Genomic DNA, 26041 nt, shown 5'->3' on the forward strand with positions numbered 1-26041 from the left:
CGGCAACCTCTCGCTTCATCGCAGTCAAAGACCAACATTCAATATTATACACACAAAAAAAGAATCACGCAAGTCTTTTGGCGAAATTCTTTTCTCGGTTTTTTAATTGTAATTCGAATCCTATTAAAATGCAATAGCCTAGCTAATGATCCGAAAAGTCAAAACTTATTGTCTTTGTTTATTTGAATTGCAGGATCGACATCTTATACATTACTTTCTATCTAATGATGCGTTATTCCTCAAGTAGGCTACCAGTCGTTACGGGGACTGAACAAGCTGTGACGTTCGCAGTCACAGACATTGCCGGCTTGGATGATAACAGATGTGAATCAGGTCTTTAATCTTCAAAATACAAAAAAACCCGCCACAGTGGACGGGATTTAAAGGGATAGCAATTATTTTGTGATTGTTGCTACAACGCCAGCGCCTACAGTACGTCCACCTTCACGGATAGAGAACTTCGTACCTTCTTCAAGAGCGATTGGAGCAATCAATTCTACTGTCATTTCAATGTTATCGCCAGGCATAACCATTTCTACGCCTTCTGGAAGCTGGATAACGCCAGTTACGTCCGTTGTACGGAAGTAGAACTGCGGACGGTAGTTAGAGAAGAATGGAGTGTGACGTCCACCCTCTTCTTTAGAAAGAACATATACTTCAGAAGTGAATTGAGTATGCGGAACGATAGTACCTGGTTTCGCAAGAACTTGTCCACGTTGGATATCGTCACGTGCTACACCACGAAGTAGTGCACCGATGTTGTCGCCAGCTTCTGCATAGTCAAGAAGTTTACGGAACATTTCTACACCTGTAACAGTTGTAGATTTTGGTTCTTCAACGATACCGATGATGTCTACAGTATCTCCTACTTTAACTTGTCCACGTTCTACGCGTCCTGTTGCAACTGTTCCACGACCAGTGATTGAGAATACATCCTCAACTGGCATCATGAATGGTTTTTCAGTATCACGTGGTGGTGTTGGGATATATTCATCAACTGCAGCCATAAGCTCAACAATTTTATCTTCCCATGCTTCTTCGCCTTCAAGTGCTTTAAGAGCAGATCCTTTAATAACAGGAATGTCATCGCCAGGGAATTCATACTCTGAAAGAAGGTCGCGAATTTCCATTTCTACTAGTTCAAGAAGTTCTTCGTCGTCAACCATGTCACATTTGTTCATGAAGACAACTAGGTAAGGAACACCAACTTGACGAGAAAGAAGGATATGTTCGCGTGTTTGTGGCATTGGGCCGTCAGCTGCAGAAACAACTAGGATCCCGCCGTCCATTTGCGCTGCACCAGTAATCATGTTTTTAACATAGTCGGCGTGACCTGGGCAGTCAACGTGTGCGTAGTGACGTGTTGCAGTTTCGTATTCTACGTGTGATGTATTGATTGTGATACCGCGTTCTTTTTCTTCCGGTGCGTTATCTACATCGGCGTAAGATCTCGCTGTTCCGCCCGATCTTTTTGCAAGTACAGTTGCGATTGCAGCAGTTAGTGTTGTTTTACCATGGTCAACGTGGCCGATTGTTCCAACGTTGGCATGGGATTTGGAGCGGTCAAATTTTTCTTTAGCCATTATGAGTTCCTCCTCAAGATATATAAGATTATTTTGTTTCGTTTTTTCTATATAGCTATAGGCATTGGAGTAAGCTTCCTCCAATCACCTATATCTTACAAGTTATTCATTCTGGAAACAAGGGCTAATTGCAATTAGCTACCTTTGTTTTTTTTGATAATTTCTTCAGCAATTGATTTTGGAACTTCTTCATAGTGGTCGAACACCATGGAGAATACTCCGCGACCTTGCGTGTTAGAACGTAGTGCAGTTGCATAACCGAACATTTGAGCAAGTGGAACCATCGCACTAACGGATTGCGCATTTCCACGCGCTTCCATTCCCTCTACGCGTCCGCGACGAGATGTAATGTCCCCCATGATATCTCCCATGTATTCTTCAGGAATGACGACGTCGACTTTCATCATTGGCTCAAGAATTACTGGATCTACTTTAGATACTGCATTTTTAAGCGCCATTGAAGCAGCGATTTTGAACGCCATTTCGTTGGAGTCAACATCATGGTAAGAACCATCATATAGACGTGCTTTAATGTCGATTAATGGGTAGCCTGCGACTACACCGTTGTCAAGTGAGTCACGAAGACCAGCCTCAACAGCAGGGATGTATTCACGTGGTACTACACCGCCGACAACGTTATTAACGAATTCAAAGCCTTTTCCTTCTTCGTTTGGAGAGAACTCAATCCAAACGTGCCCGAATTGACCACGTCCACCAGACTGACGTACGAATTTACCTTCGACTTCAGCTGATTTACGGAATGTTTCACGATAAGACACTTGTGGCGCCCCAACGTTTGCTTCCACGTTGAATTCACGGCGCATACGGTCAACTAGGATATCAAGGTGAAGCTCACCCATACCTGCAATGATTACCTCGCCTGTTTCTTGGTCTGTATGTGCACGGAATGTCGGATCTTCTTCTTGAAGCTTAGCAAGAGCTTGACCCATTTTGTCTTGGTCCGCTTTTGTTTTAGGCTCAACAGAAAGAGAGATAACCGGTTCTGGGAATACCATACGTTCCAAGATAACTAGTGCTTTGTCGTCACATAGTGTGTCGCCAGTACTTGTATCTTTAAGGCCAACCGCAGCAGCGATTTCACCCGCATGTACTTCTGCAATTTCTTCACGTGAGTTAGCGTGCATTTGTAGGATACGTCCTACGCGTTCGCGCTTCATCTTAGAAGAGTTTTGAACGTATGATCCTGATTGAAGAATACCAGAATACACACGGAAGAACGTTAGCTTACCTACGTAAGGATCTGTCATTACTTTGAAGGCAAGTGCCGAGAATGGCTCTTCGTCACTTGAGTGACGTTCGATGTCTTCTTCAGTATCAGGATCGATCCCTTTCATAGGAGGAATGTCAAGTGGTGATGGAAGGTAGTCGATTACCGCATCAAGAACAAGTTGTACACCTTTGTTTTTGAAAGCAGTACCGCATACGACTGGATAGAATTCAACTGCAAGTGTTGCTTTACGAATTGCAGCTTTCAGTTCCGGAATCGTAATTTCTTCACCGCCAAGATATTTTTCCATAAGAACTTCATCAAAGTCAACAATCGCTTCAACCAATTTATCGCGGTATTCTGCTGCTTGCGCTTTGTATTCCTCAGGAATTTCTCTTACTTCGGCATTCATGCCTGTTTCATCGGGATAGAATGACGCTTGCATTTCAACCAAGTCGATAATACCTACGAAATCGTCTTCAGCACCCATCGGCAATTGAATTGGATGAGCATTTGCATCCAGACGGTCATAAAGTGTTTTGATTGAATAAAGGAAGTCTGCTCCCATTTTATCCATTTTGTTAATGAAAACCAAACGTGGAACGCCGTAGTTTGTTGCTTGACGCCAAACCGTTTCTGTTTGTGGCTCAACGCCTGATTGCGCGTCAAGAACCGTTACAGCTCCATCAAGTACACGAAGTGAACGTTCAACTTCAACTGTGAAGTCTACGTGACCAGGTGTATCGATGATGTTAACGCGGTGGCCTTTCCATTCTGCAGTTGTTGCAGCGGAAGTGATTGTGATACCACGCTCTTGCTCTTGCTCCATCCAGTCCATTTGAGATGCACCTTCGTGCGTTTCTCCTATTTTGTGGATTCTGCCTGTGTAGTAAAGGATCCGCTCAGTCGTTGTTGTTTTACCAGCATCGATATGGGCCATGATACCAATATTACGAGTATTCTCTAAGGAGAACTTTCTAGCCATTTTGTATATCTCCTTCCATGTCGGATTAGAGTCTCAATGATTTCCTTGAGCTTACCAGCGATAGTGAGCGAATGCTTTGTTAGCTTCCGCCATTTTGTGCATTTCTTCACGACGTTTCACAGATGCTCCTGTGTTGTTAGAAGCGTCAAGGATTTCATTCGCAAGACGTTCTTCCATCGTTTTTTCACCGCGTGTGCGTGAGTAGTTCACAAGGTAACGAAGTCCAAGTGTAGTACGACGTTCAGGACGAACCTCTACTGGTACTTGATAGTTTGCTCCACCTACACGACGTGCGCGTACTTCAAGTACAGGCATTACGTTATTTAGTGCAGCTTCAAATACTTCGATTGGATCCTTGCCAGAACGTTCTTTTACAAGTTCGAACGCACCATAGAGGATTTTTTGTGATGTACCTTTTTTACCGTCAACCATCATTTTATTGATGAGACGTGAGACGAGCTTCGAATTATAAATAGGATCCGGAAGTACGTCGCGTTTAGCAACTGGGCCTTTACGTGGCATGTTGTTTTCCTCCTTTCGGGTATATAGTTTTTAAGCGGATGTCCGCCTAAAAACTTTCGAAATTACTTTTTCTTTTCTTTAGGCTTTTTAGCACCGTATTTAGAACGGCTTTGCAAACGACCTGTAACGCCAGCTGTATCGAGCGCTCCACGAACAACGTGGTAACGAACACCTGGTAAGTCTTTTACGCGTCCTCCGCGAATAAGTACAACACTATGCTCTTGAAGGTTGTGACCTTCTCCGCCGATGTATGCGTTGACTTCCATTGAGTTAGTCAAACGAACACGTGCATATTTACGTAGTGCCGAGTTTGGTTTTTTCGGTGTCATCGTTCCAACACGTGTACAAACACCCCGTTTTTGTGGTGAGTTCACGTCTGTCATTGACTTTTTAAAGCTGTTATAGCTTTTTCCGAGTGCTGGTGCTTTAGATCCTTCCACATTAGGTTTACGTGGTTTACGGACTAATTGATTAATTGTAGGCATCGGTTTGTCCTCCCTTCATTCTTCTTTTTGTAAGACCACACATCCAGGTGGTTCATTTTTGGGGTAAAAACAAAGTCTTTGTGCTTTCATTGCACAAAAACTATTATCCAGTAATCGCAACCACGGCTGCACTAACTTGTATGCCGCACGCGTTTCCAAGTCTTTCTTTTGAATCGACATGCGTCACTTGAATGCTGTGAAGTGCGGCTTCCTCCAATACTGGAGTAACAATCCGTTCTTCTGCATCCTGCGCAATAATGACTTCCGTCACTATTCCTGCTCGGATCGCTTTCACTGTCTGCTTTGTACCGATGATTGTCTTCTTTGCCCGCTCAACTTTTTCATAAGACATTTCCATATCCTCCAAAGTACAGACATTCAACTATCAACCTTTTACATATTATCACTTGAAAATTTACCTGTCAACACATAAAGGGAAAAACGGAGGCATTTTTCATCCCCCGTATTGACCTTCACTTCAGGATTACTTTTTAACAAGAACCTTTTTCTCTTCTTGTTCCAAAACGATATGGCGGTAACGTTGCATACCTGTTCCGGCAGGCACTAATTTACCGATAATAACGTTTTCTTTCAAACCAAGAAGTTCATCGGTTTTTCCTTTAATAGCTGCATCCGTTAAGACGCGTGTTGTTTCTTGGAACGAAGCTGCAGACAAGAATGATTCCGTTTCGAGTGAAGCTTTTGTAATACCGAGAATAACAGGGCGACATGTTGCTGGTACTTTCCCAGCTTTGAGAACTGGTGCATTCGCCTCTGAGAACTGGTGAATGTCGAGTAAAGAGCCTGGTAAAAGATCTGTGTCACCCGCTTCGATAATTCGTACTTTACGAAGCATCTGACGAACCATTACCTCTACGTGCTTATCACCGATTTCAACACCTTGCATACGGTATACTTTTTGAACTTCTTTCAATAGATATTCTTGAACTGTTGCTACGTCTTTGACGATGATTAACTCTTTCGGATCGATGGAACCTTCCGTAAGAACTTCTCCTCGATCGATCAAATCTCCGACATCAACTTTCAGGCGGGCATTGTACGGCGTAAGGTATTTACGCGTTTCAACGTCTCCCTGAATTGTAACCTCTTTTTGACCTTCACGAATTTCGTCAACTTCAGTAATCGTACCTTTGATTTCCGAGATGACTGCTTGCCCTTTCGGATTTCGCGATTCAAAGATTTCCTGGATACGGGGAAGACCTTGTGTAATATCGCTTCCCGCAACACCGCCGGTATGGAATGTACGCATTGTAAGCTGTGTTCCTGGCTCACCGATAGACTGCGCCGCAATAATTCCAACTGCTTCGCCGACTTCGACTTTTTCACCTGTTGCCAAGTTAATGCCGTAACATTTTTTACATACGCCGTGCTTCGTATTACAAGTAAACGCCGAACGGATTGTAATTTTTTCAAATCCGGCTTCAATGATTGTACGCGTCACATCTTCTGTAATCAATTCATCTTTCGCAAGCAATATGTCGCCCGTTTCTGGATGGTAAATTGTTTTCTTCGTATGACGGCCTACAATACGTTCATCCAATCCTTCAATCAATTCTGCACCTTCCATAAGTGCGCCGATTTCCAGACCTCGGTCCGTACCGCAATCATCTTCACGAACAATAACGTCTTGCGCTACGTCAACAAGTCGACGTGTTAAGTAACCAGAGTCGGCTGTCTTAAGTGCTGTATCTGCAAGTCCTTTACGTGCTCCGTGAGTTGAGATGAAGTATTCAAGTACTGTCAGACCTTCACGGAATGACGACTTGATTGGAAGTTCAATGATACGTCCAGCCGGGTTGGCCATCAATCCACGCATACCCGCAAGTTGCGTAAAGTTTGATGCGTTACCCCGAGCTCCTGAATCACTCATCATATAAATTGGATTTGTATTTTCGAGAGATTTCATTAGTTTTTCCTGAATGACATCTTTTGCATGGCTCCAATAGGAGATAACGCGGTCATATCGCTCTTCTTCCGTAATGAGACCACGGCGGAATTGTTGCATGACTTTGTCTACTTTATCCTGAGCTTCCTGCAGAATATCATCTTTGTTAGGAAGAACCACGATATCTGAAATTCCGATTGTAATTCCCGCACGTGTTGAGTATTTAAATCCAAGGTTTTTCATCCGGTCAAGCATTCTTGATGTTTCCGTAATGTGGAACCGTTTAAATATTTCCGCGATAATATCTCCTAGGATTCCTTTTTTAAACGGTGAAACAATTTCTGCCGTTTTAAGATATTCCTTAGGGTCAACTGTCCCTTCGATGAAATACTTGCTCGGTGTTTCTGTTTGTAGATTGAAAGCCGTAGGTTCGTTAATATACGGGAATGACTCCGGTAGAATTTCGTTGAAAATGATTTTCCCGACTGTAGTCAGAAGCAACATTCTGTTCTGTTCTTCAGTGAATGTCGGGTTATTCAATGCACTTGCTTGTATAGCAACACGCGAATGAAGATGTGCGTGTCCAGTTTGATAAGCAATGATTGCCTCATCAGCGTTATGGAAAATAGATCCTTCACCTACCGCACCTGCACGTTCCAATGATAAGTAATAGTTACCTAACACCATATCCTGGGACGGTGTAACGACTGGTTTCCCATCTTTAGGGTTCAAGATATTCTGCGCAGCTAACATCAATAGTCGCGCTTCAGCTTGAGCTTCTGCAGACAACGGAACGTGAACGGCCATTTGGTCACCATCGAAGTCAGCGTTATATGCTGTACAAACGAGCGGGTGAAGTCTGATGGCACGACCTTCTACAAGCATTGGTTCGAATGCCTGGATACCCAGTCGGTGAAGAGTTGGTGCCCGGTTTAGTAGAACTGGATGTTCCTTGATGACGTCTTCTAGAACGTCCCAAACTTCTGTATGAAGCCGCTCTATTTTTCGTTTGGCACTCTTAATATTGTGAGCAAGACCACGTTCAACAAGTTCTTTCATCACAAATGGTTTAAACAGTTCGATTGCCATTTCTTTCGGCAATCCACACTGGTACATTTTCAAACTCGGGCCGACAACGATAACGGAACGACCTGAATAGTCAACCCGTTTACCTAGTAGATTCTGACGGAATCGTCCTTGTTTTCCTTTTAACATATGAGAAAGAGATTTCAATGGACGATTACCCGGACCTGTAACAGGACGGCCACGACGACCATTGTCGACAAGTGCGTCGACTGCTTCTTGCAACATGCGCTTCTCGTTTTGGACGATGATGCCAGGTGCTCCAAGATCAAGCAGTCGTTTCAGTCTGTTGTTCCGGTTAATAACCCGACGATACAAATCATTCAAGTCGGAAGTCGCAAAACGACCACCATCAAGTTGTACCATCGGACGAAGCTCAGGTGGAATGACTGGTAACACTTCAAGAACCATCCACTCTGGTTTATTGCCCGAGTTACGGAATGATTCAACAACTTCGAGACGTCTGATAGCACGTGTACGACGCTGTCCTTGAACTGTTTTCAATTCCTCTTTAAGGAATTCAGTTTCCTTATCAAGATCAATTGCGGCAAGAAGACGCTCAATCGCTTCAGCACCCATGAGTGCTTGGAATTTAGTGCCGTACTTTTCACGATAAATACGATATTCCCTTTCAGAAAGCAATTGCTTTCTTTCAAGTGGCGTATCCGCCGGGTCTACAACAACATATGATGCAAAGTAAATGATTTCTTCCAATGCACGTGGTGTCATGTCAAGAATTAGGCCCATCCGGCTAGGAATACCTTTGAAATACCAGATATGCGTAACAGGTGCTGCCAATTCAATGTGACCCATGCGTTCACGACGAACTTTTTGACGTGTCACTTCTACTCCACATCGATCACAAACGACGCCTTTATAGCGCACACGTTTGTATTTTCCGCAATGACATTCCCAGTCTTTCGTCGGACCGAAAATACGTTCACAGAAGAGACCATCTTTTTCAGGTTTCAATGTACGGTAGTTGATTGTTTCAGGCTTCTTGACTTCGCCATATGACCATGAACGAATTTTATCTGGTGAAGCAAGTCCGATTTTCATATACTCAAAATTGTTTACATCTATCAAGGGGCGTACCTCCCTTTAATCTTATCGCTCCAATTGGCTTTTCCGAGCAAGCGTGCACTTATAAAACAGAAGAGGGAAACGTGCGTCTTCCCCTCTCTACACTCTTTTATCAATTATATCTACTCAGACAGGCTGATCCTCTTTAACAAGATTCAAAGCATCCGTCGGTTGCATATCTTCATCTTCATCAAGATCCCGTAATTCGATTTCGTTTAAGTCAAGTGAAAGCATTTTCACATCTAATCCAAGGCTCTGAAGTTCTTTGATAAGTACCTTGAACGATTCAGGAACACCTGGTTGTGGAACACTTTCGCCTTTGACAATCGCTTCATACGTTTTTACACGTCCGATAACGTCATCTGATTTAACAGTCAAGATTTCTTGCAGTGTATAAGCGGCACCATATGCTTCAAGTGCCCATACTTCCATTTCTCCGAAACGTTGTCCACCGAATTGCGCTTTACCACCAAGTGGTTGTTGCGTAACAAGTGAATATGGACCAGTAGAACGAGCATGAAGCTTATCGTCAACCATGTGGGCCAGTTTAATCATATACATGACACCGACAGACACACGGCTATCAAATGCTTCACCAGAACGACCATCATAGAGAACTGTTTTGCCATCACGATCCATGTTCGCTTCTTCCATCGTTTCCCATACATCTTCTTCATTCGCTCCGTCAAATACAGGCGAAGCCATATGAATACCAAGGCTTCTGGAAGCCATACCTAAGTGCATTTCAAGTACTTGTCCGATGTTCATACGTGATGGAACCCCTAGTGGGTTAAGCATTACGTCAATCGGTGTACCGTCAGGCAGGTAAGGCATATCCGACTCAGGCAAGATTCGAGAAATAACACCTTTATTTCCGTGACGTCCTGCCATTTTGTCTCCAACAGATATTTTCCGTTTTTGCACGATGTAAGCTCGGACGAGTTGGTTAACACCCGGTGGAAGCTCATCACCATCGTCACGGTTGAACACTTTCACGTCCAGGACAATTCCACCTGCTCCATGAGGTACTCGAAGTGACGTATCACGGACTTCACGTGCTTTTTCACCGAAAATCGCATGTAAAAGACGTTCTTCCGCTGTCAGTTCAGTCACACCTTTAGGCGTCACTTTACCGACTAAGATATCACCATCACGTACCTCTGCTCCAATACGGATAATTCCGCGGTCATCAAGATTACGTAATGCATCTTCTCCAACGTTTGGAATATCACGTGTGATTTCCTCTGGTCCGAGTTTCGTGTCACGCGCCTCGGATTCATATTCTTCAATATGAACCGATGTAAATACATCGTCTTTTACAAGACGTTCACTCATGATGATCGCATCTTCATAGTTATAGCCATCCCATGTCATGAAGCCAACAAGTATGTTACGTCCAAGAGCAAGTTCGCCTCTTTCCATCGATGGACCATCTGCAAGAATATCAAGCGGTTTAACGCGGTCCCCTACAGAAACGATTGGACGTTGGTTATAACATGTTCCTTGGTTAGATCGTATGAAATTCGACAGGCGGTAAATTTGAAGGTCGCCCTTTACCTCTTTACCATCCATCATTTCAATACTACGGATACGAACTTCCTTCGCCTCAACATGCTCTACAATCCCATGATGTTTCGAAACGACAGCCGCTCCCGAGTCACGTGCTGAGACATGCTCCATGCCCGTACCAACAAAAGGTGCTTCAGGATTAAGTAAAGGCACTGCTTGTCGTTGCATGTTCGCACCCATTAATGCACGGTTAGAGTCATCATTTTCAAGGAACGGAATACAAGCGGTCGCAGCAGATACGACTTGTTTTGGAGAAACGTCCATATAGTCTATCTGATCACGTTTGAATACTGTATTGTCACCTTGGAAACGTCCGACAACAATATCGTTTACGAAAGAGCCATCTTCACTTAAAACTGCATTCGCTTGCGCTACGACATAGTTATCTTCTATATCCGCAGTAAGGTAGTCTATTTGAGCTGTTACTTTACCCGATATAGGATCTACTTTTCGATATGGTGTTTCCATGAATCCGAATTTGTTCACTTTAGCGAACGTAGAAAGCGAGTTAATCAACCCGATGTTCGGTCCCTCTGGCGTTTCAATCGGACACATACGACCGTAGTGAGAATAATGTACGTCGCGTACTTCCATTCCTGCACGTTCACGTGTCAATCCGCCGGGTCCAAGTGCTGATAGTCTACGTTTATGCGTAAGTTCTGCAAGTGGATTTGTCTGGTCCATAAATTGGGAAAGCTGTGAACTACCAAAGAATTCTTTGATTGATGCAATAACAGGTCGAATATTAATGAGCTGTTGCGGGACAATCGATTGCGTATCATTGATAGACATCCGTTCTTTAACAACACGTTCCATACGGGAAAGTCCGATACGGAATTGATTTTGAAGGAGTTCACCTACAGAACGCAGACGACGGTTACCGAGGTGATCGATGTCATCTGTATTTCCAACGCCGTGAAGAAGGTTGAAGAAATAACTGATTGACGCAACAATGTCAGCAGGTGTGACATTTTTTATGGAATCATCGATATATGCGTTAGAAATAACATTGATGACTTGTTTCTCTTCGCTTTTCGGAGAATAGATTTTAACTGTCTGAATTGTCATAGGTTCTTCGAGAACCCCACCAGCATGGGAAATCTCCTCGAATCCAATGCCCTTCTCTAAATGCGGCAGAAGACGGTCAAGTGCACGGCGATCGATAATTTCATCTTTCTCCAGTAAAATCTCACCAGTTTCCGGATCGACTAGCGTTTCAGCAAGCGTTTGGTTGAATAAACGATTTTGTACATGGAGCTTTTTGTTCATTTTATAGCGACCTACGTTTGCCAAATCATATCTTTTGGCATCGAAGAAACGAGAGAACAAAAGGTTCTTCGCGCTATCCAATGTAGGAGGTTCACCCGGGCGGAGACGTTCATAAATTTCAAGTAACGCTTTCTCCGAGCCTTCAGTATTATCTTTTTCAAGCGTGTTTCGGAGATATTCGTTATCTCCGATTAAATCAATGATTTCCTGATCGGAAGAGAAACCAAGTGCACGGAGAAGTACCGTTACCGGTAATTTACGAGTCCGATCAATACGGACATGAACAACATCCTTCGCATCGGTCTCATATTCCAACCATGCGCCGCGATTCGGAATAACAGTTGCGCCGAATCCGCGTTTCCCGTTCTTGTCTACCTTGTCGCTGTAATAGACACTTGGTGAGCGGACGAGCTGGGATACGATTACGCGTTCCGCGCCGTTAATAACAAACGTACCGTTTTCAGTCATGAGCGGGAAATCACCCATGAAGACGTCTTGTTCCTTCACTTCTTCAGTTTCCTTATTGTGAAGGCGTACTTTGACACGAAGTGGAGCAGCATACGTTACGTCTCGTTCTTTCGATTCATCAACGGGGTATTTAGGATCCCCGAGGTGATAGTCGACGAATTCCAAGGAAAGATTTCCTGTGAAATCCTGAATCGGAGAAATATCACGAAACATCTCTCGCAATCCTTCTTCCAAGAACCACTCATAAGATGCCGTCTGAATTTCAATCAGATTCGGTAGATCCAGCACTTCGCTGATTCTCGCGAAACTTCTACGCTGACGGTGTTGACCATAATGAACTAGATGACCTGTCAACTCTTTCACCCCTCTTAAAACAATAATAGTTCTTTCCGAAATCATGAAAATAGTGTATGCTATCGAAAAAAACAAAAAGAAAACGAGTTCCGGCAAGAGCTCATTTTCGGTTTAACAATCTTTTATACATCATCAGTATGCCTATCATTACCAAGATTCATGCAAAAGGGCATACGAACGCATCATAATAATTTATGCATTTTATAACACTATCATAGCATTACAAATACGTCAAGATTTCGAGGCCTTTAAAATGAAATAACCTCTCTTTTTCTCAACTGTCTCAACTGTACCAAAAGATTCTTCCAAATGATTGATTGTAGAAGGAGCCCCTTGTTTTTTCTGAATGACAACCCAAAGTTCCCCACCCGCTTTCAACTTCGAATAGGCTTCGTCGTAAATTTTAAATACCGTCTCTTTTCCAGCACGGATAGGTGGATTCGTTAAAATTGCAGAAAACCCTTCTGATATAACCGCAGACAATGCATCACTCTGATAGATCATTGTATTCATGATGTTATTTTGTTTCGAATTATACGTTGCAAGAGCAAGCGCACGTTCGTTCACATCAACCATGTGAATATTCCGTTCCGGAAAAGATGCGGCAATTGACAGTCCGATTGGACCGTATCCACAACCAACATCAAGTATATTTCCACCTGTTCCGGGTTCTACGAATGATTCAGCAAGAAGACGTGATCCGAAATCAACCTCCCCTTTACTAAAGACACCCGCATCCGTTTTGAATCGAAGTGTTTTTCCGCGTAATTCGGCAACCCATTCCTTTGGATCACTTTTCACTTTGGGATCCTTTGTGTAATAATGTTCAGACATTATGAACTACACCTCCAGAAAAAATCATACATACTTTCACCACCCGCATAAAGCAGATAATCCATCAGTCTAGATAAAAAAATGAAGAAAAGCCCGTCCATAATCGGCGAGCTCCTCTTCATTATTCAGAAATTACTTAACTTCTACTGATGCGCCAACCGCTTCAAGTTTAGCTTTCATTTCTTCTGCTTCTTCTTTAGAAATACCTTCTTTGACCGCTTTAGGAGCTTCGTCAACTAGTGCTTTCGCTTCTTTCAAGCCAAGACCTGTGATTTCACGAACAGCTTTGATAACTTTGATTTTTTCTTGTCCAGCAGCAGCAAGTACTACGTCGAATTCTGATTGTTCTTCAGCCGCTTCACCAGCGCCAGCTCCGCCGCCCATTGCAACAGGTGCTGCAGCAGTTACGCCGAATTCTTCTTCGATTGCTTTTACAAGGTCGTTAAGTTCAAGAACTGTCATTTCTTTGATCGCTTCAATCATTTGTTCTTTAGTCATTATATTTTCCTCCTAAGTGTTTGTTTCTTGTCGGATATCCGCAAGTGGTTTTCTTGTCGGATTTAAACCGCATTTTGTTGTTCAGGCTGCTTTATTAAGCACCCTGCTCTTCTTTTTGTTCTGCAACTGCTTTTGTAACAAGTGCAAAGTTGCGCATTGGAGCTTGAAGTACGCTGAGTAACATAGAAAGTAGACCATCGCGTGATGGAAGTTCTGCCAATGCTTTGACATCTGCATCCGTCGCAAGATTACCTTCAATTACGCCAGCTTTAATTTCAAGTTTGTCGTTTTTCTTCGCAAAATCGTTAAGGATTTTAGCAGGAGCAACAACGTCTTCGTTTGAAAAAGCAATTGCGTTCGGTCCTGTAAGGTGTTCGTTCAACCCTTCAAGTCCAGCATTTTCAGCAGCACGACGTGACATTGAGTTTTTGTAAACTTTAAAGTCTACACCTGCATCACGAAGCTGTTTACGAAGTTCTGTAACTTGGCTAACATCTAAACCACGGTAATCTACAACAACGACTGAAGCCGCTGATTTCAACTTATCCGTAATTTCACCAACTACTGCTTGTTTGGCTTCTAATACTTTGCTCATTTGGACACCTCCTAAAAATTTGGGGTCACTTATACCGATATGAAAAAACCCTCGTTCTACATGATGTAGGCACGAGGGTAGAAAAGTCGTCATCTTTAGTAATAAAAGAGCGTCTTGTCCTCGGCAGGAATTTTAAGCGGCACGCCGCTCCTACTGTCTACGGTACAAATGATTATATTCATAACAGAAGTCATCTTACCATAAGAATCATCTGTTGTCAATATTAGTTTTTGATGTTTACACTTGAAGCATCAATTTTTACAGCTGGACCCATTGTAGTTGTCAGGTTAACTGACTTCATGAATGTGCCTTTTGCTGACGCAGGTTTCGATTTTTGAATCGTTTCGAAAACAGTCTTGAAGTTTTCTTCAAGTTTGTCGTTATCAAAAGATACTTTTCCGATTGGTGCGTGGATGATACCTGTTTTGTCTGCGCGGTATTCAACTTTACCTGCTTTAATTTCTCCGACAGCTTTCGCTACGTCGAATGTTACTGTGCCTGTTTTCGGGTTCGGCATAAGACCTTTCGGCCCGAGAACACGACCGATTTTACCGACTTCACCCATCATGTCAGGTGTAGCAACGATTACGTCAAAATCAAACCAACCTTGTTGGATTTTAGCGATATATTCTGAGTCCCCAGCATAGTCTGCACCTGCAGCTTCAGCTTCTTTAAGTTTTTCACCTTTAGCGAAAACGAGAACACGTTGAGTTTTACCAGTACCGTTCGGCAATACAACTGCACCACGGATTTGTTGATCGTTTTTACGAGTATCGATTCCAAGACGGAATGCAACCTCTACTGTTGCGTCAAAATTGACCGTGCTCGTTTTTTTAGCGAGTTCAATCGCTTCTGTCATGCCGTATGCTTTTGTACGATCTACAAGCTTACTAGCATCTGTGAACTTCTTGCCTTTTTTATTAGCCATTTGAAATTTCCTCCTCATTTGTGGTTTTAACGGATTGAACCTCCCACGAATAAGGGTTGCGAGTTCCAGAGAACTAGCGCAACCCCCACTACAAAGAAATGCTGCCTTACAAGATCATGATCAGTCTTCGATCGTGATGCCCATACTGCGAGCAGTACCTTCAACCATCGCCATCGCTGCTTCAACTGATGCTGCGTTTAAGTCTGGCATTTTTGATTCTGCAATTTCGCGAACTTTATCACGCTTTACCGTAGCTACCTTCTTTTTATTCGGCTCACCTGAACCTTTTTGAAGATTAGCTGCAACCTTTAGCAATACTGCTGCAGGCGGAGTTTTTGTAATAAATGTGAATGAACGGTCTTCGAATACAGAAATTACAACAGGAATAATTAGGCCTGCTTGATCTGAAGTACGCGCATTGAATTCTTTACAGAATCCCATGATGTTAACACCAGCTTGTCCTAGCGCCGGTCCAACTGGTGGAGCCGGATTCGCTTTTCCAGCAGGGATTTGCAATTTAACAACTTTAATAACTTTTTTAGCCACGAAACACACCTCCTTAAGTCCGTGATGTGGTAATTGGGTTGCCCCTCCCACTCAATATGTGCCCGCCGGCTTACGCCGGTAGAATTGGTTAATCAGTCCAGACCATTTCTTTACAGTCTGACCTTTGAAATGATACCACTATTATGCTCAACGCGCAAGTGGCAATTACTTATAATTTTTCAACCTGATCAAAGTCAAGTTCCATTTTAGTTTCTCGGCCGAACATATCAACGGTTACTTTAACCTTGGCTTTGTCGAGATCAATCTCTTCGACTTTCCCTTGGAAATGTGCGAATGGCCCTTCAAGAACTTGTAGCATTTCGCCGACTTCAAAGTCAACAGCCGCCTTGCCATCTTTCACACCCATTTGTTTCAGGATGAAGTCGACTTCTTCCGGAAGAAGTGGAGTTGGTTTCGCTCCACCGCCCGATGATCCGATAAAGCCAGTAACGCCGGGTGTATTACGAACAACGTACCACGAGTCGTCTGTCATGATGATTTCTACAAGAACGTAACCCGGGAACGTTTTTCTCATTAACACACGTTTCTTACCCTCTTTGAAATCTGTTTCTTCTTCTTCCGGTATGATAACACGGAAGATTTTATCTGACATACCCATCGTTTCGACACGTTTTTCCAGATTGGCTTTCACCTTGTTCTCATAACCGGAGTACGTATGAACGACATACCAATTTTTTTCCATCTCCATAATAGCGAGGACTGTACGTCCGTCCCTCCTTTTTTTAATACAAACTGAAAAATCCCGTTCAACCTATTAGACGGGATATTTTTTCAAGGGGATTATTTTTTCACAGCTACTTCTATAGTGCAACATACCACTCAATTACCTGCGAAATGCCGAGATCTAGAAGACCGAAATAGACAGCCATAAAAACGACTGTTGAAAGAACGACAATCGTATATCGTGTTAATTCTTTACGTTTTGGCCAACTGACCTTGTTCATTTCTGAGACGACGTTTTTCAAAAAACCCATTAGCTTCCCCATTATACCGTTACCCCCGAACATAGATGTAATGCTTCTATCTGCATGGTAATTCCTAAGCTGTCTGTCTGTGAACTGTATGCAAATTGCAATGACTGCAATACTTCTTAAGCGTCAACCGTTCCTCTGACTTGTTGTTGCCTGTCGGAATGGAATAATTTCGCGATCCACATATATCACAACTCAATATAACTTTTTTAGTCATTTTATCACCCTATACGACTCATAGTCTTGCTAAAGATATCATCTAACCCGCTTTCTGTCAATACGTCGGTGATGCGGTATCAATGGACTACATCGACTTGTGCGAAGTTTTCGAGCTTTCTTTTTATTCGTTGAAGTGCATTGTCGACTGATTTCACTTGCCGATTTAAGGCATTTGAAATCTCTTGATAAGTTTGCCCTTTCAAGTAAAGATGTAGTACTTGTTTCTCCAAGCCACTCAACACTTTGTTCATCTCTTCTTCCATGAGGATAAAGTCTTCCCTATGTATCATGAGATCTTCGGGGTCTTCCAGATCCGGTCCCGCAATCACGTCCAGTAACGTGCGTTCAGCTTCTTCATCGAAGACTGGCTTATCCAGTGAAACAGATGTATTCAATGGAATATGCTTCTGTCTAGTGGCTGTTTTAATGGCTGTGATTATTTGTCGTGTAATGCAAAGCTCCGCAAAAGCTTTGAATGAACTTAATCGATCTCCTTTATAGTCACGGACTGCTTTGTAAAGCCCAATCATACCCTCCTGAATAACATCCTCACGGTCTCCACCTACTAAAAAGTACGATTGACTTTTTAATCTAACGAACGATTGGTATTTTGTAATAAGAAAGTCTAATGCATCCGTATTACCTTCGTGGATAATCGCAATGATTTCCCCGTCAGTTAATCCGGTGAAATCTGATATACCGCCTTTAACGTATGTCTCTTTCGCCAACTGGATCACCTCGGTTCATCATAGCTGTTGTACCTAGTATACCGTATGGAAAATTTTTGCGTCAACCGTTCATTTCATTCCACGCCGCCATTTTTCAAAAGTTTCTGCAATTTCATTCGTTAAAGATATCTTAGAAAATGGACGTTGCTCTTGAAATTTCTTCACTTTCGCGGTAATAATCTTATCAATTTCATCTATTTCAATTTCGAGTTCACGCGCAGATTTCCGAAGAGCACCCTGAGCGAAAATGACCCATTGCTCTGTTAGATCTGATGTCGCGACATGAATTTGAACTCGACGACTGCCGAGTTCGCTAACAAGCTTTTCAATCCGTTCATCCGCTGTTTCGTTTTCGCGTGTGAAAATGATTTCTACATTGTGATGCCGTTTCTTTTTTTCGATTCCTGGCATGAGATACGCATCGAAGACGACAATAACACGCCATCCCGAATGCGCTTTATATTCCGCCATCCGTTCAATAAGACGGTCTCGTGCATCTGCTAACCGTTCTTCTTTTATCCGGCGCAACTCCGGCCATGCGCCGATAATGTTATAGCCATCGACAAGGAGAACATCGGTCTTCATCTTTTCAAGGAGTACGGCTGACGAATACGTAATACTTCATACATAAGTAAAGAAGCCGCAACTGAGGCGTTCAACGACGTGACATGCCCAACCATAGGCAAATGGTAAAGAAAATCGCATTTTTCTTTCAACAAACGCGACATGCCTTTTCCTTCGTTTCCAATGACGATTGCTAGGGGCAATGTTGCATCCATGACTCTATAATCCACTGAACCCGTTACATCGGTACCAGCAATCCAGACACCACGCTTTTTCAGCTCATCTACAGTTTGCACAAGATTATTCACACGCACTACAGGAACATGTTCAATTGCACCTGTCGAAGCTTTCGCTACAACCCCCGTCAAACCTACGGAACGACGTTTAGGGATAATAATTCCATGTGCACCGGATGCATCTGCAGTCCGTAGTATGGAACCAAGATTATGAGGGTCCTCTAATTCATCCAGGATAATGAAAAATGGGTCTTCCCCGCGTTCTGTCGCCCTATTGAATAAGTCTTCCAGTTCCGCATATTCATACGCAGCAACAGATGCAATGATTCCTTGATGGTTCATATCAAGCATTCCATCCAGCTTTTGTTTGGGTACCGCCTGAACGATGACACCCGCTTCCCTAGCCAGTGACAAAATTTCCCCGATGCTTTTTTTGTTAAGTCCTTCCGCCATCCAAATCTTATTTAATTCCCTACCGGAGCGCAGTGCTTCAACGATAGGGTTTTTTCCACCAATCAATTCGGATTCGATTTCTGTCATAACGTTCCATCCTCCTTTGCTTTCCCGATAAACCGAATAGACTCAGTAATTAGTTCTTCAACCCGCTCCGTTCTGCCGAGTAGATAGGTGAACCCGATGACCGCTTCAAATCCTGAGCTATAATTATATGTCACGACATCCGTGTTTTTCGGCACCGATCCAGACTTCGCATTACGTCCACGTCTCATAACCGCTTCTTCTTCTTCAGTTAAATAGCCTGTTTGATGCATCATTTTTACGATTCCCGCTTGTGCTTTTGCTGATACATATTGAGTTGCTTGTTTGTGTAAAACATTTGGTCTGACACGCCCTGAGCGCAATAGGTGTTCGCGAACCGCTTGTTCGTACACAGCATCTCCCATATAAGCGAGCGCAAGCGCATTCAATTGTTTGACGTCTATATTACGTAAATTAGTCACTTGTCAGCCTCTTTTCCAGCGTGTACCTTGCGCGGTATCTTCTAAGATAATCCCTTGTTCCTTCAACTCATCCCGTATTTCATCGGACCGTTTAAAATCACGATTACGACGTGCCGTTAAACGGTCTTCAATCAGCATTTCGATGTCCTCATCTAAAAGGTCTGCATCGACATTAAGCGGGATACCAAGAACCGAAAGTAAATCTTCAAACGTTGAGATTAAGTGACCGAGTACAATGTGCTGTGTATTTTTCTCCAACAGATAGACGTTCGCAAGCTTTGAAAGCTCAAATATCGCGGCAATCGCATTCGCCGTATTGAAGTCGTCATCCATCGCAATTTCGAATTGTATTTTCACTTCATCTACTTTGTGCATCCAAACGTCTTTCTGATCACCCAAATCCGCGGATGTGCTTAGGCGATGTTTTAAGTTGTTATACGCTGTACGGATTCTATCCAATCCGTTCGCAGCGCTCTCAACGAGTTCTTGCGCAAAGTTGACGGGATGTCTGTAGTGAACGGACAGCATGAAGAAACGTAGTACTTGCGGGTCAATTTGTTTACGAATATCATTCACCAAGACAAAGTTACCCAGTGATTTCGACATTTTTTCATTATCAATATTAATATAACCATTATGCATCCAATAGCGTGCAAACTGTTTACCAGTCATCGCTTCCGATTGCGCGATTTCGTTTTCATGGTGTGGGAAGGTCAAGTCTTGCCCGCCGGCATGGATGTCAATTGTATCGCCAAGATGCTCACGAGCCATAACCGAACATTCAATATGCCAACCTGGTCGACCTAATCCCCAAGGACTTCCCCATGAAATTTCACCTTCTTTCGCTGCCTTCCAAAGAGCAAAGTCAAGTGAATTCTCTTTCTTAACGCCTTCTTCAATCCGTGAACCGATTTTCAGTTCATCGGTCGATTGGTGAGATAACTTCCCATAACCGTCAAAACTGCGCGTTCTATAATAAACATCTCCGTGCGATTCGTAAGCAAATCCTTTATCAATTAATACGCTGATAAAATCGACGATATCGGTGATATGATCCGTTACACGCGGATGCACATCCGCTTTACCGCAACCGAGTGCTGTCACATCTTCAAAATAAGCATGGATGAAACGGTCGGTCAGTTCACCAACTTCTTCACCAAGATCTTTAGCAGTTTTAATAATTTTATCGTCAACGTCTGTGAAGTTTGATACATAAGCCACATCAAATCCACGATATTCCAAGTAGCGTCTGACAGTATCAAATACGATGACAGGTCGCGCATTTCCGATATGAATGTAATTATAGACGGTCGGTCCGCAAACGTACATCTTCACTTTTCCTTCTTCCAGTGGGATGAAAGGCTCTTTTTTCCGCGTAAGTGTGTTGTAGATTTGAATGCCCATTATAGGTCCCCCTCTTTCTTGTTCACGTTTTCCAACTGTTGTATATGTTCTTTTAACAATGTGATTTCTGCATCCAACCGCTCACATGTATCGGCGACCGGATCAGGAAGATTTTGATGATCATGTCTGCCCTTAATTTTCACACCATTCACGATAACGACTTTTCCCGGAATACCGACAACCGTCGCATCGGGCGGGACATCTTTTAACACGACGGATCCCGCTCCAACTTTACTTCTTTCCCCGATTGTAATCGATCCAAGCACTTTTGCACCCGTAGCAACTAACACATTGTCATGCAGTGTAGGGTGTCGTTTTCCTTTTTCTTTACCTGTGCCACCAAGTGTAACACCCTGATAGATTGTAACGTCATTGCCTATTACACATGTTTCTCCGATGACGACACCCATGCCATGATCGATGAAAAAACGTCGTCCAATTTGTGCACCCGGGTGGATTTCAATCCCTGTGAAAAATCGACTGATTTGCGATACGCTTCTTGCTAGAAATAATAAGTTTCTTTTATATAATGCATGGGCAATTCTGTGATTCCAAATTGCATGCAGTCCGGAATAGGTGAGCACGACTTCGAAAGTGCTTCGTGCGGCGGGGTCCTGCTCAAATATGCACCGGATGTCCTCTTTCATTAGTCGGAACAAGCCGTTCCCCCCTTTTTTTATCAATAAAAAAAATGCGCCCCTGTCCTTGTGACAGAGACGCATTGTATGCGTGGTTCCACTCCGCTTGGAAAGCTTAACGCTTCCCCGCTTGGCACCCTTAACGTGGGTGTTACCGTCCGGCCTACTTACTTTCGGCACGGCACTCAAAGGTGCATTTCCGCAGTGCAGCGGCACGGATCACTTACAGCCAGTGATGATCCTCTCTGTAGAGCTTGCACTGTGTACTTATCCTTCTCAAAGCTTTGGTGTTTGTAAAATACAAAGTCTATCCTACCGGCCATGCAAGCGGTCGGAATGGGTTCGTTGTTCTGTCATGTATACACCACATTGTACACGCCAATCCCCGAAAGTCAACGGATAGTTATTATCCCGCGTATTTCGATACACGCTCAATCGCTTTTTCCTTACCGATCAATGCGATAGCAGCTTGCAATTCCGGTCCATGCATTTCACCAGTTGTTACAACACGGATAGGCATGAATAAGTTTTTCCCTTTGTGGCCCGTTTCCTTCTGAACTGCTTTAATGGCAGCTTTAATGGAATCAGCATCAAATGGTTCAAGCTCCTCAAGTTTCCCCTTGAATGATTTCATCACTTCCGGCACTTGCTCTCCCGCAAGAATTGCCTGGGATTCTTCATCGTATTCAATAACGTCCGTAAAGAATTGGGCGGAAAGTTCAACGATTTCCGCACCAAAACTGAGCTGGTCATGGTACAACGCAATCAGTTGTCGTGCCCAAGTAGTTTCTTTTTCCGTCATTTCTGTATTCACAAGCCCTGCGTTTTGAAGATGCGGCAAAGCAAGTTCAACAACTTCATCGAGACTTAGTTTTTTTACATATTGGTTGTTCGTCCACATCAATTTTTGTTTATCGAACATGGAGGGTGATTTGGATAAACGGCTTACGTCGAAAATATTGATCAATTCTTCACGGGAGAAAATCTCCTCTTCCCCAGCCGGCGACCAGCCAAGAAGTGCAAAGAAGTTGAACATAGCTTCCGGTAAATAACCGAGCTCTTTATATTGAGAGATGAATTGGATGATGGATTCATCGCGTTTGGACAGTTTTTTCCGATCTTCGTTGATGATAAGCGTCATATGACCGTAACTTGGATATTCCCATCCGAATACGTCATAGATCATTAATTGTTTAGGTGTGTTCGTCAAATGTTCTTCGCCACGGAAAACATGAGAAATCTTCATGAAATGGTCATCGACAACAACCGCAAAGTTGTATGTCGGGATTCCATTCGCTTTTACAAGCACCCAGTCGCCGACGTCTTTCGCTTCAAATGTCACTGTACCACGCACAAGGTCTTCCACTTTGTATGTGACGCCTTCAGGTACTTTCATACGGATGGTATAAGGCAAGCCAGAAGCTTCTTTTTCCGCCACTTCTCCTACTGTTAGATTGCGACAAGTGCCACTGTACATAGGTGCCGCGATTCCCGATTCTTTTTGTTTTTCACGCTCTGCCTCCAACTTTTCCGTAGTACAGAAACATTTATAAGCATGACCGCCATCCAACATTTCCTGTGCATATTTCGCGTATAAGTCAAGTCGCTCCATTTGACGATACGGGCCATATGAACCGCCGATGTCAACCGATTCATCGTAGTTGATGCCGAGCCATTTCAAATTATCAAGTTGGGATAGTTCTCCAGCTTCAATATTCCGGACTGTATCCGTATCTTCGATTCGAACAATAAATTTCCCACCGTGGTGACGGGCAAATAGATAATTGAAAAGCGCTGTCCTTGCCCCACCGATATGTAAATGGCCAGTTGGACTTGGCGCATAGCGTACGCGTACTTCTGAAGTCATATGGGTACATCTCCGTTCTGTTTTTGATTACTGTTTAGTTTACCACTGGTCGGGATTGTTTGAAAGGCGTTATGCCTGTACAAGTAAAATGGTTGCCATTGAGGCAATTCCTTCTTCCCGTCCCGTAAAACCTAACTTTTCCGTCGTTGTTGCTTTTACATTCACCTGGGTTACGTCCGCTTTTAACAGACCTGCGACACGTTCACGGATTGCCCCGATATGGGGAGCCATTTTCGGTCTCTGCGCAATGATTGTGCAGTCGATATTTCCAAGTTTATAGCCCTTTTTTTCTACAAGTTCCCATATCTTTTGCAAAAGCACCGCTGAATCCGCGTCTTTAAACGCCGCGTCCGTATCAGGGAAATGACGGCCTATGTCCCCTTCGCCGATTGCTCCGAGTGCTGCATCCGTAATGGTATGCAATAAAACATCTGCATCGGAGTGACCCGTCAATCCCTTGTCATGCGGGATGGTCAACCCTCCAATGATAAGTGGGCGTCCCTCTTCAAATTGATGCACATCAAAACCTTGTCCAATTCTAAACATCATTATCCTCCTGTCGACGTCTACCCAAAAAGATTTCCCCGAAGACGAGATCTTCTTGTGTCGTCATTTTCACATTATCATACGTACTTTCTACAATTCGGACTTGGTGGTCGATGCGTTCAACTAGCATCGACTCATCCGTACCAAGGAAACCTTCTTGTTCAGCCTGCGCCGAGGCTTTCGCCAGTAAGTCATAGCGAAACGCTTGTGGAGTTTGAACAATCCATAACTTCTCGCGATCCACCGTTTCTTCGACGATGCCGCCTGGTGCAAACTTCATCGTATCTTTCGCCTGTACACCGGCTATCGCCGCTCCATGCTCTGCAGCCATCCGTACAAGTTCCCGGATAACTAAACGGCGGATGAATGGTCTGGCAGCATCATGGACAAGGACGATGCCATTATCCGTATACGCGCGTATACATGCCGCTACGCTATATTGACGTTCTCCTCCACCATCCACTAACGCTTTCACTTTTGTAATCATGAACTTTTCAAGCGCATTTTGGATATCCGCGCGCTCTTCTGGTTTCACCGCAAGGATAATTCCAATGCAAGCCGGATCTTTCTCGAACACATCCAACGTGTGAATGAGTATCGGTTTTTCACCCAATTTCAAAAAAAGCTTATTAAAACCTGCACCCATCCGTTGTCCACTTCCAGCTGCCGGCATCATAACTGTATAGTCCACAATCCATCTTTCCCATCTATTATAAATTGCAAAAAACCTTATGTTCTAGTGTGCTTTCCATTCTTCGGCTTCGCAAAGATCATTCGTCCAGCAGATGTCTGCAACACGCTCGTCACAGTTACATCGATTGCGTTTCCGATATGGAACTTACCCTCTTCCACTACAATCATGGTCCCATCATCCAAATATGCGACGCCTTGATTGTATTCTTTACCATCTTTAATGATGACGACATGCATGTCTTCACCCGGAATGACTACCGGCTTCACTGCATTTGCAAGGTCATTTATATTTAAGACAGCCACTCCATGCAGATCTGCAACTTTGTTCAAATTGAAATCATTCGTCACAACTAGCCCTTGCATGCTTTTCGCAAGATGTACAAGTTTTAAATCAACTTCGGATACATTCGTAAAGTCCTCATCCGTAATAAGAATAGTAGGTCCATCAGCTGTTTGCATACGTTTTAATACATCTAATCCACGTCTTCCTTTTGTGCGCTTCAACGTATCCGATGAATCGGCAATATGCTGGAGTTCCGTCAACACGAACTGAGGAACGACGAGCACCCCTTCAAGAAATCCAGTTGCTGAAATGTCGGCAATCCGTCCATCGATGATAACACTTGTATCGAGAATTTTATTTAACTTGCTGTTTGTAGATGCAGGCAATTCATCCGCATCTTTCTTTTTAGGTACCGGGCTCCTGACCGATTGAGCCGCATGGATGAAATCCTCGCGCTTCTTAAAGCCGACTTGGAATCCGAGATAACCAAGAATGATTGATAAGAGAATAGGCAATACAGACGTTATAATCGGAATTTCAATACCGCTTAATCCAAAACTAATCAAAAACGCTACAATCAACCCGACTATTAGACCAATCGTACCAAATAACAAGTCAAATATCGGTGCTTTCAATAAACGTTCTTCCATCCATTTAATAAAGTTGACAATGGGTTCTGTTAAAAATAAGCCAATCAGATAGAGTATTGCTGCACCAAGAACAGCGGACACATAGGGGTTATTTATAAATGGGGACGAAGTAAAAGAAAATAAAATAAATAAATTCGGTAAGAATAAAACCCCAAGCGTGCCACCGACTAGCAGGAATGCAATCTGGACAACTCTTTTCAACATACGAACCACCTCCTTTTCTCACAATTATACATGTTTTATCTGCCTAACGCTCCGATTAACCTAACGCGCATAGATAATACATGTCCATCCTATTAAGACTACTTTACAACGTCCGAAGTTCC

Annotated in this window: 25 protein-coding genes and 2 other annotated features; all 25 genes read right to left on the reverse strand. The window is 43.3% G+C overall.

Annotated elements, in window-relative coordinates; translation table 11 throughout:
- Positions 1–395: 395 nt before the first annotated feature.
- Positions 396–1583 carry an elongation factor Tu gene (gene tuf / locus FILTAD_RS00465; RefSeq protein WP_124068537.1) on the reverse strand — a complete coding sequence of 396 codons (1188 nt, stop codon included), beginning with the start codon at positions 1581–1583 and terminating at the stop codon, positions 396–398.
- Positions 1584–1717: 134 nt separating this feature from the next.
- Entirely contained in the window at positions 1718–3796 is a 2079-nt protein-coding gene (gene fusA / locus FILTAD_RS00470) for an elongation factor G (RefSeq protein ID WP_124068538.1), read from the reverse strand.
- 51 nt (positions 3797–3847) lie between these two features.
- On the reverse strand, positions 3848–4318 hold the full coding sequence (rpsG, locus tag FILTAD_RS00475) for a 30S ribosomal protein S7 (RefSeq protein WP_124068539.1): 471 nt from the start codon (positions 4316–4318) through the stop codon (positions 3848–3850).
- Between the two features lie 62 nt (positions 4319–4380).
- Positions 4381–4803, reverse strand: coding sequence for a 30S ribosomal protein S12 (rpsL, locus tag FILTAD_RS00480; RefSeq protein ID WP_124068540.1), 423 nt, complete (start codon positions 4801–4803; stop codon positions 4381–4383).
- 103 nt (positions 4804–4906) lie between these two features.
- The gene (locus FILTAD_RS00485; protein ID WP_124068541.1) at positions 4907–5155 is read right to left on the reverse strand and encodes a ribosomal L7Ae/L30e/S12e/Gadd45 family protein; all 249 of its coding nucleotides are present in this window, start codon (positions 5153–5155) and stop codon (positions 4907–4909) included.
- A gap of 132 nt (positions 5156–5287) precedes the next feature.
- The gene (gene rpoC, locus FILTAD_RS00490) at positions 5288–8851 is read right to left on the reverse strand and encodes a DNA-directed RNA polymerase subunit beta' (protein WP_427854269.1); all 3564 of its coding nucleotides are present in this window, start codon (positions 8849–8851) and stop codon (positions 5288–5290) included.
- Positions 8852–9001: 150 nt separating this feature from the next.
- Entirely contained in the window at positions 9002–12544 is a 3543-nt protein-coding gene (gene rpoB / locus FILTAD_RS00495) for a DNA-directed RNA polymerase subunit beta (protein WP_203229607.1), read from the reverse strand.
- A gap of 222 nt (positions 12545–12766) precedes the next feature.
- A complete protein-coding gene (locus tag FILTAD_RS00500; protein WP_124068544.1) occupies positions 12767–13369 on the reverse strand; it encodes a class I SAM-dependent methyltransferase in 603 nt (200 codons plus the stop codon).
- Positions 13370–13501: 132 nt separating this feature from the next.
- A complete protein-coding gene (gene rplL, locus FILTAD_RS00505; protein WP_124068545.1) occupies positions 13502–13867 on the reverse strand; it encodes a 50S ribosomal protein L7/L12 in 366 nt (121 codons plus the stop codon).
- A 94-nt stretch (positions 13868–13961) separates the two neighbouring features.
- A complete protein-coding gene (gene rplJ / locus FILTAD_RS00510) occupies positions 13962–14462 on the reverse strand; it encodes a 50S ribosomal protein L10 (protein ID WP_124068546.1) in 501 nt (166 codons plus the stop codon).
- Positions 14463–14495: 33 nt separating this feature from the next.
- Positions 14496–14643: a sequence feature (ribosomal protein L10 leader region), on the reverse strand.
- 42 nt (positions 14644–14685) lie between these two features.
- Positions 14686–15390, reverse strand: coding sequence for a 50S ribosomal protein L1 (gene rplA / locus FILTAD_RS00515; protein WP_124068547.1), 705 nt, complete (start codon positions 15388–15390; stop codon positions 14686–14688).
- A 120-nt stretch (positions 15391–15510) separates the two neighbouring features.
- Positions 15511–15936, reverse strand: a complete 426-nt coding sequence (gene rplK / locus FILTAD_RS00520; protein ID WP_148085371.1) for a 50S ribosomal protein L11 — start codon at positions 15934–15936, stop codon at positions 15511–15513.
- A 169-nt stretch (positions 15937–16105) separates the two neighbouring features.
- A complete protein-coding gene (gene nusG, locus FILTAD_RS00525) occupies positions 16106–16639 on the reverse strand; it encodes a transcription termination/antitermination protein NusG (RefSeq protein WP_124068549.1) in 534 nt (177 codons plus the stop codon).
- A gap of 118 nt (positions 16640–16757) precedes the next feature.
- Positions 16758–16943 carry a preprotein translocase subunit SecE gene (secE, locus tag FILTAD_RS00530; RefSeq protein ID WP_124068550.1) on the reverse strand — a complete coding sequence of 62 codons (186 nt, stop codon included), beginning with the start codon at positions 16941–16943 and terminating at the stop codon, positions 16758–16760.
- A gap of 52 nt (positions 16944–16995) precedes the next feature.
- Complete coding sequence (gene rpmG / locus FILTAD_RS00535) at positions 16996–17145, reverse strand: 50S ribosomal protein L33 (protein WP_124068551.1); 150 nt, start codon at positions 17143–17145, stop codon at positions 16996–16998.
- A gap of 79 nt (positions 17146–17224) precedes the next feature.
- Positions 17225–17875, reverse strand: coding sequence for an RNA polymerase sporulation sigma factor SigH (gene sigH, locus FILTAD_RS00540; RefSeq protein ID WP_238988103.1), 651 nt, complete (start codon positions 17873–17875; stop codon positions 17225–17227).
- A gap of 69 nt (positions 17876–17944) precedes the next feature.
- On the reverse strand, positions 17945–18460 hold the full coding sequence (locus FILTAD_RS00545; protein ID WP_124068552.1) for an NYN domain-containing protein: 516 nt from the start codon (positions 18458–18460) through the stop codon (positions 17945–17947).
- Positions 18457–19215, reverse strand: a complete 759-nt coding sequence (gene rlmB, locus FILTAD_RS00550) for a 23S rRNA (guanosine(2251)-2'-O)-methyltransferase RlmB (protein ID WP_124068553.1) — start codon at positions 19213–19215, stop codon at positions 18457–18459. Before rlmB ends, FILTAD_RS00545 begins: the two co-directional genes overlap by 4 nt.
- The gene (locus FILTAD_RS00555) at positions 19212–19634 is read right to left on the reverse strand and encodes a Mini-ribonuclease 3 (protein WP_282432561.1); all 423 of its coding nucleotides are present in this window, start codon (positions 19632–19634) and stop codon (positions 19212–19214) included. Before FILTAD_RS00555 ends, rlmB begins: the two co-directional genes overlap by 4 nt.
- Positions 19635–19637: 3 nt before the next feature.
- Positions 19638–21038 carry a cysteine--tRNA ligase gene (cysS, locus tag FILTAD_RS00560; protein ID WP_124068554.1) on the reverse strand — a complete coding sequence of 467 codons (1401 nt, stop codon included), beginning with the start codon at positions 21036–21038 and terminating at the stop codon, positions 19638–19640.
- On the reverse strand, positions 21038–21697 hold the full coding sequence (gene cysE / locus FILTAD_RS00565) for a serine O-acetyltransferase (RefSeq protein ID WP_124068555.1): 660 nt from the start codon (positions 21695–21697) through the stop codon (positions 21038–21040). The genes cysS and cysE overlap by 1 nt, the downstream gene beginning before the upstream one ends.
- Positions 21698–21747: 50 nt before the next feature.
- Positions 21748–21965 (reverse strand) — a binding site (T-box leader).
- A 117-nt stretch (positions 21966–22082) separates the two neighbouring features.
- Complete coding sequence (gene gltX, locus FILTAD_RS00570) at positions 22083–23543, reverse strand: glutamate--tRNA ligase (RefSeq protein WP_124068556.1); 1461 nt, start codon at positions 23541–23543, stop codon at positions 22083–22085.
- A gap of 69 nt (positions 23544–23612) precedes the next feature.
- Positions 23613–24089: a 2-C-methyl-D-erythritol 2,4-cyclodiphosphate synthase gene (gene ispF, locus FILTAD_RS00575; RefSeq protein WP_124068557.1), complete on the reverse strand. Its 477-nt coding sequence runs from the start codon at positions 24087–24089 to the stop codon at positions 23613–23615.
- Positions 24082–24780 (reverse strand): 2-C-methyl-D-erythritol 4-phosphate cytidylyltransferase, encoded by a 699-nt coding sequence (gene ispD / locus FILTAD_RS00580; protein WP_124068558.1) that lies wholly within the window; start codon positions 24778–24780, stop codon positions 24082–24084. The genes ispF and ispD overlap by 8 nt, the downstream gene beginning before the upstream one ends.
- Positions 24781–24818: 38 nt before the next feature.
- Positions 24819–25919 (reverse strand): PIN/TRAM domain-containing protein, encoded by a 1101-nt coding sequence (locus FILTAD_RS00585; RefSeq protein ID WP_124068559.1) that lies wholly within the window; start codon positions 25917–25919, stop codon positions 24819–24821.
- Positions 25920–26041 lie beyond the last annotated feature (122 nt).

The organism is Filibacter tadaridae (assembly GCF_900609045.1).
GTDB classification, from domain to species: domain Bacteria; phylum Bacillota; class Bacilli; order Bacillales_A; family Planococcaceae; genus Sporosarcina; species Sporosarcina tadaridae.

What these genes read in the sequence shown, in the direction of transcription:
- FILTAD_RS00585 (WP_124068559.1), bottom strand. Translation starts at nt 25,919, where the DNA reads ATGTTGAAAAGAGTTGTCCAGATTGCATTCCTGCTAGTCGGTGGCACG.
- rlmB (WP_124068553.1), bottom strand. Translation starts at nt 19,215, where the DNA reads ATGACAGAAATCGAATCCGAATTGATTGGTGGAAAAAACCCTATCGTT.
- FILTAD_RS00545 (WP_124068552.1), bottom strand. Translation starts at nt 18,460, where the DNA reads ATGAAGACCGATGTTCTCCTTGTCGATGGCTATAACATTATCGGCGCA.
- tuf (WP_124068537.1), bottom strand. Translation starts at nt 1,583, where the DNA reads ATGGCTAAAGAAAAATTTGACCGCTCCAAATCCCATGCCAACGTTGGA.
- rpsG (WP_124068539.1), bottom strand. Translation starts at nt 4,318, where the DNA reads ATGCCACGTAAAGGCCCAGTTGCTAAACGCGACGTACTTCCGGATCCT.
- nusG (WP_124068549.1), bottom strand. Translation starts at nt 16,639, where the DNA reads ATGGAAAAAAATTGGTATGTCGTTCATACGTACTCCGGTTATGAGAAC.
- fusA (WP_124068538.1), bottom strand. Translation starts at nt 3,796, where the DNA reads ATGGCTAGAAAGTTCTCCTTAGAGAATACTCGTAATATTGGTATCATG.
- rpsL (WP_124068540.1), bottom strand. Translation starts at nt 4,803, where the DNA reads ATGCCTACAATTAATCAATTAGTCCGTAAACCACGTAAACCTAATGTG.
- cysS (WP_124068554.1), bottom strand. Translation starts at nt 21,038, where the DNA reads ATGGGCATTCAAATCTACAACACACTTACGCGGAAAAAAGAGCCTTTC.
- rplL (WP_124068545.1), bottom strand. Translation starts at nt 13,867, where the DNA reads ATGACTAAAGAACAAATGATTGAAGCGATCAAAGAAATGACAGTTCTT.
- rpmG (WP_124068551.1), bottom strand. Translation starts at nt 17,145, where the DNA reads ATGACTAAAAAAGTTATATTGAGTTGTGATATATGTGGATCGCGAAAT.
- gltX (WP_124068556.1), bottom strand. Translation starts at nt 23,543, where the DNA reads ATGACTTCAGAAGTACGCGTACGCTATGCGCCAAGTCCAACTGGCCAT.
- secE (WP_124068550.1), bottom strand. Translation starts at nt 16,943, where the DNA reads ATGGGGAAGCTAATGGGTTTTTTGAAAAACGTCGTCTCAGAAATGAAC.
- FILTAD_RS00500 (WP_124068544.1), bottom strand. Translation starts at nt 13,369, where the DNA reads ATGTCTGAACATTATTACACAAAGGATCCCAAAGTGAAAAGTGATCCA.
- rplJ (WP_124068546.1), bottom strand. Translation starts at nt 14,462, where the DNA reads ATGAGCAAAGTATTAGAAGCCAAACAAGCAGTAGTTGGTGAAATTACG.
- rplA (WP_124068547.1), bottom strand. Translation starts at nt 15,390, where the DNA reads ATGGCTAATAAAAAAGGCAAGAAGTTCACAGATGCTAGTAAGCTTGTA.
- rpoC (WP_427854269.1), bottom strand. Translation starts at nt 8,851, where the DNA reads ATGAAAATCGGACTTGCTTCACCAGATAAAATTCGTTCATGGTCATAT.
- ispF (WP_124068557.1), bottom strand. Translation starts at nt 24,089, where the DNA reads ATGTTTAGAATTGGACAAGGTTTTGATGTGCATCAATTTGAAGAGGGA.
- FILTAD_RS00485 (WP_124068541.1), bottom strand. Translation starts at nt 5,155, where the DNA reads ATGTCTTATGAAAAAGTTGAGCGGGCAAAGAAGACAATCATCGGTACA.